The organism is Bradyrhizobium sp. USDA 3240, from assembly GCF_054063295.1.
This window is the reverse complement of sequence record NZ_JBSSGD010000002.1, coordinates 7,466,918-7,479,762: the sequence shown is the minus strand read 5'-3', so window position 1 is coordinate 7,479,762 and position 12,845 is coordinate 7,466,918. Positions and strand designations below refer to the sequence as shown.

Sequence of the window (12,845 nt, the reverse complement as noted above, 5' to 3'; positions counted from 1 at the left end):
AAATAAAAAGCCGCCCCGGACGATGTCCGAGGCGGCCTCTGATCTTCGACAGATCAGACGATCAGAGCAGTCCCGCGCCGCGAGCCCACTTGTACTTGGCGCCCAGCACCTCGACCGGCAGCTCGGTCGAGTAGGCGTAGGCCGGAATGCCGTTCTGGTAGAGATATTCGGCGGCTTCCTCGACTTCGACGTCGCCGGCGAGCGAGGCGACGATCGGCTTCACGAAGCCCTTGGCCTCCATCTCCTTCTTCACCTCGACCATATTCCGGGCGAACACCATCGGCGGCGTCACGATGGTGTGCCAGTAGCCAAGGATCAGCGCGTGGATGCGCTCATCGGAGAGACCGAGCTTCACCGTGTTGACATAGGTGATCGGCGGCTCGCCGCCGGTGATATCCACAGGATTTCCGGCCGCGCCGAACGGCGGGATGAACTTGCGGAACGCCGCATCGAGATCCGGCGGCATCTGCATCAGCGACAGGCCGTTGTCGACGACGGAGTCCGATAGCAGCACGCCGGAGCCGCCGGCGCCGGTGATGATCAGGACATTCTCGCCCTTCGGTGTCGGCAGCACCGGCACGCCGCGGGCGAATTCCAGCAGTTGCCGCAGCGAACGCGCGCGGATCACGCCGGACTGCTTGAACACGTCCTCGTAGATCTTGTCGTTGCCGGCAAGTGCACCGGTGTGCGACGACGCCGCCTTCGCACCAGCCGAGGTGCGGCCGGCCTTGAGCACGACCACCGGCTTCTTCTTGGAGACCCGCTTGGCGGCCTCCGCGAAGGCACGGCCGTCCTTCAGGTCCTCGCAGTGCTGCGCGATCAGATTGGTGTTGGGGTCCTGCTCGAAAAAGGCGAGCAGATCGTCCTCGTCGATGTCGGACTTGTTGCCGAGGCCGACGATCGCCGACACGCCCATCTTGGCCGAGCGCGAGAAGCCGATGATCGCCATGCCGATGCCGCCCGACTGCGACGACAGCGCCGCATGGCCCTTGACGTCATAGGCGGTGCAGAACGTGGCGCAGAGGTTGGCCGGCGTGTAGTAGAAGCCGTATATGTTCGGCCCCATCAGGCGGATGTTGTACTTATTGCCGATCTCGACGATCTCGGCCTGCAATTCCGGCGCGCCGGCCTCGGCGAAGCCCGAGGGAATCAGCACCGCGCCGGGGATTTTCTTCTCGCCGCACTCGACGAGCGCTCCGGCGACAAATTTCGCGGGGATTGCGAACACCGCGGTGTCGATCACGCCGGGCACGTCCTTGACGCTCTTGTAGGCCTTGTAGCCGAGGATCTCGGCGGCCTTCGGGTGGATCGGATAGATCTCGCCCTTGTAGCCGCCGTTGATGAGGTTCTTCATCACCGAGTTGCCGATCTTGCCGTCCTCGGCGGAGGCGCCGATCACGGCGACGCCCTTCGGCTGCATGATGCGGCTCATCGCGGCGACGATCTCTTCGGTCGGGCGCGGCGCCGGACGCGGCTTGTAGTCGAAGTCGACGACGATGCGGACGTCGGCGGCGATCGCGTTCTTGTTGGTGGCGAACACCGGATTGAGGTCCAGCTCGACGATCTCGGGGAAATCGCTGACCAGCTGCGATACCTTGACGATGACGTCGGCGAGCGCCTCGCGGTTGACCGGCTCGCCGCCGCGCACGCCCTTCAGCATCTCATGCGCCTGGATGCCGTCGAGCATCGACAGCGCATCGTCCTTGGTCGCGGGCGCGAGGCGGAAGGTGATGTCCTTGAGGATCTCGACCAGCACGCCGCCGAGGCCGAAGGCGACCAGCTTGCCGAACGAGCCGTCGGTGATCGAACCGACGATAACCTCGGTGCCGCCGCCCAGCATCTGCTGGACCTGGATGCCCTCGATCTTGGCATCGGCCTTGTACTTCTTGGCGTTGGCCAGAATGGTCTCGTAGCTCTTCTCGGCGTCCGCGGCGCTCTTGACGCCGACAATCACGCCGCCCGCCTCGGTCTTGTGCAGGATGTCGGGCGAGACGATCTTCATCACGACCGGGAAGCCCATGTCGGAGGCGATCCGCGCGGCCTCGGCGGCCGACTTGGCGACACCCTCTTTCGGCACCGGAATGCCGTAGGCGTCGCAGACCACCTTGCCTTCGGGCGCGGTGAGGCTCGTGCGCTTGTCGGCCCTGACCGCATCGAGAATTTTGCGGACCGCATCCTTCGAATTTGACATTGGCTTCCTCCTGGGACAGATTTCGTGGCATTTGGTATGCCAAAAACGTAATTGTCAAGGTCGGTCGATGCTCAAAAATGCCGAAAAATATGGGCAGCTTGACATTCTGGTATTTGGCATGCCAAAAATCTAAGGTACTTTCTTCTGCTAAGAAGACGTCTCCAAGAGGAGGAGACGAGTCGTGCCAGAACCGAAACAGACCAAGGCGTCGCCCACTATGGCTGACACAGATATTGCCATCGTCCGGATCGCCCCGGAGACGAGCTTCAAGAACAAGGCCTATGAGGCCTTGAAAGAAGCGATCCTGAAGATGGACATCTACGCGACGCCGGAGCCCGTGATGCTCGACGAGCGCGCATTGTCCGAGCGTCTCGGCGTCAGTCGCACGCCGATCCGCGAAGCGATCGCGATGCTCGAGCAGGACGGATTCGTGAAGACCGTGCCGCGCCGCGGCATCGTCGTGGTCCGCCGCACCAAGGCCGAGATCGTCGACATGATCCGCGCCTGGGCGGCGCTGGAGAGCATGGCGGCGCGCCTGATCACGACGACCGCGCGCAAAAAGGACATCTCGTCGCTACGCGACTTCTTCAAGGACTTCAGCGACGATCGCCTGCCGCAGGATCACGTCGAGGAATATTCCAAGGCCAACATCGCCTTCCACCAGGCGCTGATCTCGCTGTCGGAATCGCCTGTTCTGGTCGACCTCACCAATGACCTGCTGCTGCATGTGCGCGGCTATCGCCAGCTCACGATCGGCCGCAAGGACCGCACCGCGACCTCGCTGCCCGAGCATCTCGGAATCATCGAGGCGCTGGAAGCGCGCGACACCGAGCTCGCCGAAAAGCGCGCACGCGATCACACGCTCGGCCTTGCCGCGTATGTCGAGGCGCATGGTCAAGAATTATTCACGTAGAGAACCGTTCACGTAAGTTTGAGAGTCCACACCCGCTTCAGACGACAATCAGATCGTCCGAACCAAGAACGATCAGGGAGACGATGCCGATGCTGAATACCGCTACGAAGTCCGAGGCACCGGGCACCGAGCAGGAACTAACCGATGGCTTCCACCTCGTCATCGATGCGCTTAAGCTCAATGGCATCGACACCGTCTATGGTGTGCCGGGTATCCCGATCACGGACCTGGGCCGCATGGCCCAGGCGGAGGGCATTCGCGTGCTCTCGTTCCGCCATGAGCAGAATGCCGGCTATGCGGCCTCGATCGCCGGCTTCCTGACCAAGCGCCCCGGCGTCTGCCTCACGGTGTCGGCGCCCGGCTTCCTCAACGGCCTCACCGCGCTTGCCCACGCCACCACCAACTGCTTCCCGATGATCCTGATCTCGGGCTCGTCCGAGCGCGAGATCGTCGATTTGCAGCAGGGCGACTATGAGGAAATGGATCAGCTCGCGATCGCCAAGCCGCTGTGCAAGGCGGCGTTCCGCGTGCTGCACGCTCAGGATATCGGCATCGGCCTAGCGCGCGCGATCCGCGCCGCGGTGTCGGGCCGTCCGGGCGGCGTTTATCTCGATCTGCCCGCAAAGCTGTTCGGCCAGGTCATGGACGCGGCGGCCGGCGAGAAGTCGCTGGTCAAGGTGATCGATGCCGCGCCGGCGCAGCTCCCTGCCCCGTCGGCGGTCAAGCGCGCGCTCGACGTGCTGAAGAACGCAAAACGTCCGCTCATCATCCTCGGCAAGGGCGCGGCCTATGCGCAGGCCGACGAGGCGATCAAGAATTTCGTCGAGAAGAGCGGCGTGCCGTTCCTGCCGATGAGCATGGCCAAGGGCCTGCTGCCCGATCTGCATCCGCAATGCGCGGGTGCGGCACGCTCGACCGTGCTGAAGGAAGCCGACGTCGTCATGCTGATCGGCGCCCGCCTCAATTGGCTGCTGTCGCACGGCAAGGGCAAGACCTGGGGTGAAGCTCCGAAGAAGTTCATCCAGGTCGACATCGAGCCGAAGGAAATGGATTCCAACGTCGAGATCGTCGCTCCCGTGGTCGGCGATATCGGCTCCTGCGTGTCCGCGTTCCTCGACGCGATGGGCGCCAACTGGTCGGCCGCACCGAGCGACTGGCTCGCCACCGTGGCGAAGAAGCGCGACGACAACGTCGCCAAGATGGCGCCGAAGCTGATGAGCAATGCGTCGCCGATGGACTATCACGGTGCGCTCGGCGCACTGCGCACGATCATCACGGAACGTCCCGACACCATCTTCGTCAACGAAGGCGCCAACACGCTCGACCTCGCCCGCGGCGTCGTCGACATGCACAAGCCGCGCAAGCGGCTCGATGTCGGCACCTGGGGCGTGATGGGCATCGGCATGGGCTATTCGATCGCGGCTGCGGTCGAGACCGGCCTGCCCGTGCTCGCGGTCGAAGGCGACAGCGCCTTCGGCTTCTCCGGCATGGAGGTCGAGACCATCTGCCGCTACAAGCTGCCGATCTGCATCGTGATCTTCAACAATGACGGCATCTATCGCGGCACCGACGTCAACAGCGCCGGCGACGATCCGGCCACCACCGTGTTCGTCAAGGGCTCGCGCTACGACAAGATGATGGAAGCCTTCGGCGGCGTCGGCGTCAACGCCACCTCGCCCGACGAGCTGAAGCGCGCGGTCAATGCGGCACTGGATTCCGGCAAGCCGACCTTGATCAACGCCGTGATCGATCCGGCGGCGGGCTCGGAGAGCGGCCGCATCGGCAACCTCAATCCTCAGAGCGTTCTGAAGAAAAAGTAAGCAATCCCCTTCAACCCATTTTCCCTGCGGGTGCAGGGGTAGACCACAGTACGGAGCATACATTATGACCAAGGCGCTCAAGGGCGTTCGCATTCTCGATTTCACCCACGTCCAGTCGGGCCCGACCTGCACGCAATTGCTGGCCTGGTTCGGCGCCGACGTGATCAAGGTCGAGCGTCCCGGCGTCGGCGACATCACGCGCGGCCAGCTGCAGGACATCCCGAACGTGGACAGCCTGTATTTCACCATGCTGAACCACAACAAGCGCTCGATCACCCTCGACACCAAGAATCCGAAGGGCAAGGAAGTGCTGACCGCGCTGATCAAGCAGTGCGACGTGCTGGTCGAGAATTTCGGCCCCGGCGTGCTCGATCGCATGGGCTTCCCCTGGGAGAAGATCCAGGCCATCAACCCCAAGCTGATCGTTGCCTCGATCAAGGGTTTTGGCCCCGGCCCGTATGAGGATTGCAAGGTCTACGAGAACGTCGCGCAGTGCACCGGCGGTGCCGCCTCGACCACCGGCTTCCGCGACGGCCTGCCGCTGGTCACCGGTGCGCAGATCGGCGACAGCGGCACCGGGTTGCATCTCGCGCTCGGCATCGTCACCGCGCTGTATCAGCGCACCCACTCCGGCAAGGGCCAGCGCGTCACCGCGGCGATGCAGGACGGCGTGCTCAACCTCGCCCGCGTCAAGATGCGCGACCAGCAGCGCCTCGCCCACGGCCCGCTGAAGGAATACAGCCAGTTCGGCGAAGGCATTCCGTTCGGCGACGCCGTGCCGCGCGCCGGCAACGATTCCGGCGGCGGCCAGCCCGGCCGCATCCTGAAGTGCAAGGGCTGGGAGACCGACCCGAACGCCTACATCTACTTCATCACCCAGGCCCCGGTCTGGGAGAAGATCTGCGACGTGATCGGCGAGCCGACCTGGAAGACCGATCCGAACTACGCCAAGCCGCCGGCCCGCCTGCCGCGCCTCAACGAGATCTTCGCCCGCATCGAGCAGTGGACGATGACCAAGACCAAGTTCGAGGCGATGGAGATCCTCAACAAGGACGACATCCCCTGCGGCCCGATCCTGTCGATGAAGGAGATCGCCGAGGACCAGTCGCTGCGCGCGACCGGCACCGTGGTCGAGGTCGATCACCCGACCCGCGGCAAGTACATCTCGGTCGGCAACCCGATCAAGCTGTCGGATTCGCCGAGCGAGGTCGCCCGCTCGCCGCTGCTCGGCGAGCACACCGACGAGATCCTGCGCGAGGTGCTGGGCTTCAGCGATCACCAGGTCGCCGAGATCCACGACTCCGGCGCACTCGACCCGCCGCGCAAGCAGGCCGCCGAGTAACGGCTGCGCTCAATCAAGACACGAATGGCCGCAGGAAACTGCGGCCATTTTTGTTTGAGCCCGCCGTCTGCGCTCCGCGATCAATAGCGGATATTGATGAGATCAAGACCCTCATGATGGTGCGACCGGTCAACTTCTGCGCGCTGCGTCGGAAGTCCCTGACGCCAAAGGTATGCCGGACGAGCGCGTCGATCTCGCCGGCGCAAGATCCTGGATAAAATCTCTCAGCGCCTCGGTATCGAATGGCTTGCGGAGTATTTTCAGACTTGGCGGAGCGGCTTTTGCGGCATCGCTGTAACCGGTCGTAAGGGCTATCGGCAAACCGGGGTACCGCGACCGAACTTCTCTCGCGAGCCCGACGCCATCGATGGTCCCTGGCATGACGATATCGCTGAAGACGAGATCGATCCTTGTACCGGTATCGAGCAGCTTCAATGCCGCTTCGGCCGAATCTCGATAGATGGTTTCATAGCCCAGATGCTCGAACAGCGATGATGTCACATCCGCCACTTCGGGGCTGTCGTCGACAACGAGGACCGTCTGCCGCGGCGGCTGCCGTGGCCTTGCCCGGGCGGCGGCGAGCTCCTTGTTGGCGATCTGCTCGTCCGCACAGGACGGTAGATAGATTGTAATCGTTGTTCCTTGCCCAACCTTGCTGTCCGCCGTCACCGTCCCGCCCGCCTGGTGCGCAAAACCGTAAACCTGGGACAAACCGAGCCCGGTCCCCTTGCCGACCTCCTTGGTCGTGAAAAACGGATCGAACATCTTGGACAGAAGATTTGGCGGAATACCGGTGCCCGTATCGCCAAGTGTGATCGCAAAGAAGGCCTTGCCACGGCGATCGCCGCCGGTTTCCTGATTTGCGGTGACCGCGTGGACCGACAACGCGAATGTGCCGCCGCTTGTCATTGCGTCTCGCGCATTGACGGCAATGTTGACGATCGCAAGTTCAAGTTCGGCAAGGTCAACCTTGACCGGCGAAACGCCGTCGCCAACGTTCTCGTTGTACACGATGTTGCCACGCAGCGAGCTCTCGATCATGGTCCGCATGTTCTTGATGGACGCATTCAGATCGACGACCGTCGGGCTGAGATGCTGGTGACGAGAGAATGTCAACAATTGGCGCGTGAGACTCTCGCCCCGTTTGGCTGCGGTTTGTATGGCGTCGATGGCTTTTGGCAGTTTTGGATCAAGCAGGCGTTGAAATATCTGGGCGCTGCCTCCGATGATCATCAATAGATTGTTGAAGTCGTGCGCGATCCCGCCGGTCAGCTTGCCGATTGCCTCCATCTTCTGAGACATCGCGAGCTGTTCGCGCGCCTGGACCAGCTTTTCCTCCGCATCGCGGCGCTCCGTCGCGTCGCGCAGGATACTGATAAAACCGATCAGATTTCCTGCGTCATCATGGCTCGATGAGACTGAGCCCGTGATGAAAAACGGCGTACCATTCTTCCTGATACGCCAACCCTCTACGTCGTACTTGCCGCTTTCGATTGCCGACTCCAGCGCGTGTGTCGGAGAACCCGCGCGGCGTTCATCCGGCCGATAGAATATCCCGAAGTGCTTGCCGATGATTTCTTCCGAGCTGTAGCCGATGATCGTTTGAGCGGTGCTATTCCAGCTCGTCACGTGTCCTTCTCGATCAAGCGCAAAAATTGCATAGTCGACGACGCCTTCGATCAGGGTCTGGAAGTGCCGTCTAATGCTGTCGAGCGCCAACGCTTTCCGTTCAAGTTGGCCGTTCAGCTGGTCCTGGACGGAAAGCAAATGGGCCTCCCTGGCCTGGCGCGTCGCGCTTGCCGCGGCCAGGGCAAGAGGCGGCGCCGACACGATGATCGAAAGCACGAGCAGGGATAACAGCGCTCCGTTCGGATCGATTTTCGGAAATGGATCATTCCCCACCGAGAACCCCCACACGGCGGTTCCGATGAAAATGAACGCGGCCGTCGCCACGGTGCATCGATCGCCGCGCAGAGCGGCCCAGATCAAGGGCAGCAGAACCAGAAAGCCCAGAAGGCTCCGATGTGGCAGCAACACGTCGAGGCCGTTGCTGACGAGATCGCTACCGATCAGCGGGCTGTAAGCCGCGAGCCCGATCATACCGGCGAGAGCAGCGACCGTAATCGATTCCAACAGCGCCCATCTGGAAGCAATGCGTAAGGGCATCGTCGCCCAGAGCACGATGACCGGAGCAATCACCAGGGCGCCGGCAGCGTCCGCAAGCCACCAGGTCACCCCGGCCACGACGGAATCGGAAAAATTCGATTCGTTGGCGAACGTGAAGCCGGCCAAGGCGATGGCTGAACTGATCATCGTGGTCGGCGCAAAGGAAATGATTGCAAACTTTGCGACACCGGATGGTGTGGCAAACGTCTGGCGACCGTTCGACCAGCGGCCGATCAACCATGTCCCGGCACATGCGGCAAGGAGGCTGCCGATCCCGGCGGCGCCGAACTCCAGGAGCGATCGGTCGGCCATGAGATACGAAGAGATGGCCCCCACCACGATCGCGGGCCAGATCCGGTAGCCGCGCAGCAGGACCAGGGCGAGCGCAAGCCCGGTTGGTGGCCATAGCGGTGTCGCGGTTGGATTTATTGCGGGAAGGAACCGCGCGGATTCGGCAACGCCAGCATAAATTGCGGCAACTATCAGGATTTCGACCGCGTAGGTCGCAACGCTCCGCGCGTCGCCAAAAGCGAAAATCCCGGCCTTGGCGAACGTTGCCCTTTCCATCGCGAGCCTTTGCAGTGGGCATCTCAACAATGCGGACGCAGTTTTGACCAAAACATGGCCGCACGATCGTGAGTAGAGAGGCGCTAGGCAACTTCGGAACGAGAGGCCATCGGGCAGCACCGTTGACCTAACGGCGGTGGTACGCTACGCGCGCGGTGGTATCCGGACTACGAATCGATCCGATCCCGCCGCGTTTCGGTCGGATCATCAGCAATCATTTTCGCCGTTGGCGCAAGAACTCTCGCTGCCGCTCTCATGACCGCTTCGGGTCGGAAGCGAACCTGCGCCCCATCTGCATCTTATCTGGGCAAAACGGGCAAACCGCAGCCGTGATTTACGAGGGGCAGCGGAACTCTAACGGGGAAGCGGAGACACTAATCTGCTTCGCATCCTGAAATAGTCAGGGAGCGCCGGGAGGCGAGCGAACGGGCGTGTTCTGGAAGAACAGGATGGCCCATCGGTCGCCGATATCCCGGCAGATATAGCTCTGCGTCGCCTGAGGAGGGCTCTCCTGCCCCCGCCTCGCCGGTCCACCGCTGGTCGCGACGAGATAAAGCGTCTCCGACAGCGGGCGGATGTCGACGAGATCGACGAGGAGCCGCGATCCCTGAAGCTCCGTTGCGAAGGGCCGCATGTGAAACTCGGCGATCGCCGCGCGGCCGAGCAGGCGCGAACCGTTGAACGGGACGAAAATCGCGTCCTCCGCGAAGGCCTGCGCCAACCTGTCCGCGTCGTTGGTGGCCCAGGCGGCCTTGATATCGCCGAGCAATGCACTGATTGCGTTACGCGCCCGGTCAGCGGGCGCGGAAGTCTTGTCGCTCATTGTCAATGTTGCCCCTGCTTGCTGGCTGCTGCGATGCTGTCGAGCTGCGCGATCGTCTCGGGCGGCAGTTGCAGAGCGCCGGCTGCAAAATTCTGGTGGAGATGCGCGACCGATGACGTGCCGGCGATCAACAGCACGTTCGGCGCGCGCTGCAGCAACCATGCGAGCGCGACCTGACGGGTCGTTGCGCCGAGGCTCTGCGCGACGCCGTCCAGAATGGGCGAGTTGAGCGGGCGGAATCCGCCCAGCGGGAAAAACGGCACATAGGCGATCTGCCTGGCCGCGAGGTCGTCGATCAAGGCGTCGTCGATGCGATGCGCCAGATTATAGTGGTTCTGCACGCAGACGATGGCGGCGATCCTGCTGCCTTCTTCGAACTGCGCATGGGAAATGTTGCTGAGGCCGATATGGCGGATCAAACCTCGCTGCTGCAATTCGGCCAGCACGGAGAGCGGCGCTTCCACCGAACTGTCGTCGGGGCCGAATTGGCCGCCGAGGCGCAGATTGACGACATCGAGCACATCAAGGCCGAGATTGCGCAGATTGTCGTGCACGGCGTCGATCAATTCCTGCCGGGAGATCGCCTGGGGCCAGGATTTGTCCGGACCCCGGCGCGCGCCGACCTTGGTCACGATGGTGAGGCCGGCGGGGTAAGGGTGCAGAGCTTCCTTGATGATCTGATTGGCGATGTGCGGACCGTAATAGTCGCTCGTATCGATGTGGTTGACGCCGCAGCGGACAGCCTCCCGCGGAACGGCAAGCGCGGCTGAGTGGTCCTTGGGTGGCCCCCATACCATGGGCCCCGTCAACTGCATTGCGCCAAAGCCCATACGATTGAGCGTCAAGGTGGTGCCGGCGGGCGTGAAGGCGCCGCCTGAGGATATGGTGGTCGTCATCGGATCTCCGATTTCATGAACTTACATATGTTAGCTTACATACGTTAAGTTTACAGGTCAAGCCGAACGCGCGTAAGGTTACAGGCATCAGCCAAAGGAATCGGATGAAGGCGCGTCAACGGAATGCGAGAGGCGAAGGCGGACAATTGCGCGAGGACATCCTCATGGCCGCCATTACGCTGATCGAAAAAGCCGGCTCATGCGAAGGCGTTTCACTGCGCGCGGTCGCCAAACAGGCCGGCATCGCCGCGCCGTCGGTCTATCCGCACTTCGCCGATCGCGACGCGCTGCTGCTTGCGGTTCTGCAAAAGCTGTTCGATGAACTCGTCGAGCTGCGCACCAAGGCGGAAGAGGCAGCCGGCAGCGGTGCATGGGAGCGCCTGCGTGCCGGCGTCTTCGCCACAGTCCGTTTCGGGCTGGAACGGCCGGGCCATTACAAGATGCTTTACGAAGGCCGCGTGATATCCGGCCTGAGCGATCCGAAAGCAGCAACGTTCGGGCGTGCGATCCAGATCCGCGTGGTGGCGCTGATCAAGGATATCCTTGCGGCGACGCCCGGCCGCGAGGCGGAAGATGCAGAACGGCTGTCACTGCTGCTGTGGGCGGCGACCCACGGCGTGATCTCGCTCCAGATCAACAAGCCGACCTTGCGCTGGCCCAAGGCGACAGCCCTCGTCGAGGAGTTGATGCGCGCCCTGCTCCGGCCAGGCGCGGCTGCAAGCTGAGCAAGATGCGGCCTGGCGGCGCGGCCTTCCGGTCGATCACGCCGCGCGCGGCCATCAGGACAGCGCCTTCATCAGCAGGGTCGCGATCACGATCATGATTGCCCCTCCGACGCGCGTCGATATCTGGGCAAAGGCCATCAGCCCCATGCGATCGGCGGCTCCGAGGATGGCGACGTCGCCGGTGCCTCCCAGTCCGGAATGGCATGCCGTCACGACCGCAGCCTCGATCGGATACATGTTCAGCCACTTTCCGACGAAGAACCCGGACGCCGTCATTGCGAGCACGGTCGCGGTGCAGATCGAGATGTAGCCGGGATTGAACGACGCGACGAGCTGCTGCCACGACACAAGCAACGTCCCCATCGCGACCAGGATCGCAAAGGTGAGATTGGTCGACATGAATTTGTTGATCTGGTAGGCGCCGAGTTCCATCTCGGCGGGAAGCGTCCTCGTCAGCTTGAGGATGACGGCTGCGATGATCATGAGGATCGGTCCGGGAATGCCGGTGTACGGCGCCAGCACCATGCCGAGCACGAACAGCACGCACGACAGCACGATTCCGGCTCCGAGAAGGCCGAGATCGATCGGACGATCGGATCGCGCGGGACCGAGGATGCCTTCATCTCCGGTCTTGACCAGCATGCCCTGACCATTGAGGTCCCGTCGCTTCTCGCCCAGCCGAACAAGCAATCCGGCGGTGACGATGGCAACCACATTTCCCAGCAATGCCGCAGGGACCATCTGCGCGACAAGGTCGGCCTGCGGCTGATGAAGCATTTCCGAGTAAGCGATGGACAGCGGCAACACGCCTTCCGCCAGACCGCCCCCGATGATCGGTATGATCACGAAGAAGAACGTATCCCTCGGGCTGTGACCGAACAGCACGCCGACGGCGATGCCGATCGCGACCGCGCTCAGGGTCCCGATCAGCAGCGGAATGAACATCTTGAGAAAGCCCTGCACCAGGACGCGGTGGGGCATCCCCAGGATCGAGCCTGCGACGAGACAGGCGATGAAGAAATACTGAAAGTTGGCGGTACGAAACGTCGTCGTGATGGCCTTGAGGGCAGGCTCGGGCATCAGTCCGTAGCTGACGAGCGCCGCGGGAACGAACAGGCACAAGATCGCCGTGCCGCCGATTTGCTTCAGGACCGGAATGGTCTGGCCGAGCTTGCCGAGAAGGAAGCCAAGCAGCATCAGGACGGAAAGGCCACCGATCACGTCGTTCGGAAGCTTTCCCGAATAGACGGCGACCGCGCAGACAAACGCAGCGAATAGATAGACACCAATCGGCAACGGTCCGATCTTCAGTGCGGCAGATGCGGACGAGCCGGGCGAGTCCGTCGCATCGTTGAGTTTAACGGTCGTGTCGGTCAAGAAAGCCTCCCTCGATGGTTTTTTA

9 protein-coding genes are annotated in these 12,845 nt (G+C 62.6%); 4 read left to right on the top strand and 5 right to left on the bottom strand.

Annotated elements, in window-relative coordinates; genetic code table 11:
• Nucleotides 1–61 precede the first annotated feature (61 nt).
• Nucleotides 62–2,191 carry an acetate--CoA ligase family protein gene (locus ACVIGA_RS35770; RefSeq protein ID WP_456669701.1) on the bottom strand — a complete coding sequence of 710 codons (2,130 nt, stop codon included), beginning with the start codon at nt 2,189–2,191 and terminating at the stop codon, nt 62–64.
• 217 nt (nt 2,192–2,408) lie between these two features.
• On the opposite strand from ACVIGA_RS35770, the gene ACVIGA_RS35765 reads away from it, so the two are divergent.
• The 3 genes from ACVIGA_RS35765 to frc all read left to right on the top strand — a co-directional run bounded on the left by ACVIGA_RS35765 (nt 2,409) and on the right by frc (nt 6,266).
• Nucleotides 2,409–3,104 carry a GntR family transcriptional regulator gene (locus ACVIGA_RS35765; protein ID WP_051346457.1) on the top strand — a complete coding sequence of 232 codons (696 nt, stop codon included), beginning with the start codon at nt 2,409–2,411 and terminating at the stop codon, nt 3,102–3,104.
• An 89-nt stretch (nt 3,105–3,193) separates the two neighbouring features.
• Nucleotides 3,194–4,924, top strand: coding sequence for an oxalyl-CoA decarboxylase (gene oxc, locus ACVIGA_RS35760; protein ID WP_456669700.1), 1,731 nt, complete (start codon nt 3,194–3,196; stop codon nt 4,922–4,924).
• Nucleotides 4,925–4,988: 64 nt separating this feature from the next.
• Entirely contained in the window at nt 4,989–6,266 is a 1,278-nt protein-coding gene (gene frc, locus ACVIGA_RS35755) for a formyl-CoA transferase (protein ID WP_223968423.1), read from the top strand.
• Between the two features lie 129 nt (nt 6,267–6,395).
• On the opposite strand, the gene ACVIGA_RS35750 is transcribed toward frc, so the two are convergent.
• From ACVIGA_RS35750 to ACVIGA_RS35740, 3 genes are all read right to left on the bottom strand, one after another.
• The gene (locus ACVIGA_RS35750) at nt 6,396–8,999 is read right to left on the bottom strand and encodes an MASE1 domain-containing protein (protein ID WP_456669699.1); all 2,604 of its coding nucleotides are present in this window, start codon (nt 8,997–8,999) and stop codon (nt 6,396–6,398) included.
• A 400-nt stretch (nt 9,000–9,399) separates the two neighbouring features.
• Nucleotides 9,400–9,822 (bottom strand): SgcJ/EcaC family oxidoreductase, encoded by a 423-nt coding sequence (locus ACVIGA_RS35745; RefSeq protein WP_456669698.1) that lies wholly within the window; start codon nt 9,820–9,822, stop codon nt 9,400–9,402.
• A 2-nt stretch (nt 9,823–9,824) separates the two neighbouring features.
• Nucleotides 9,825–10,718 (bottom strand): oxidoreductase, encoded by an 894-nt coding sequence (locus tag ACVIGA_RS35740; protein ID WP_456669697.1) that lies wholly within the window; start codon nt 10,716–10,718, stop codon nt 9,825–9,827.
• 146 nt (nt 10,719–10,864) lie between these two features.
• Between ACVIGA_RS35740 and ACVIGA_RS35735 the strand changes: the two genes are divergently transcribed.
• Nucleotides 10,865–11,443, top strand: coding sequence for a TetR/AcrR family transcriptional regulator (locus tag ACVIGA_RS35735; RefSeq protein ID WP_456669696.1), 579 nt, complete (start codon nt 10,865–10,867; stop codon nt 11,441–11,443).
• Nucleotides 11,444–11,497: 54 nt separating this feature from the next.
• Here the strand turns inward: ACVIGA_RS35735 and ACVIGA_RS35730 are convergent, their stop codons facing one another.
• The gene (locus tag ACVIGA_RS35730; protein WP_456669695.1) at nt 11,498–12,820 is read right to left on the bottom strand and encodes a 2-hydroxycarboxylate transporter family protein; all 1,323 of its coding nucleotides are present in this window, start codon (nt 12,818–12,820) and stop codon (nt 11,498–11,500) included.
• Nucleotides 12,821–12,845 lie beyond the last annotated feature (25 nt).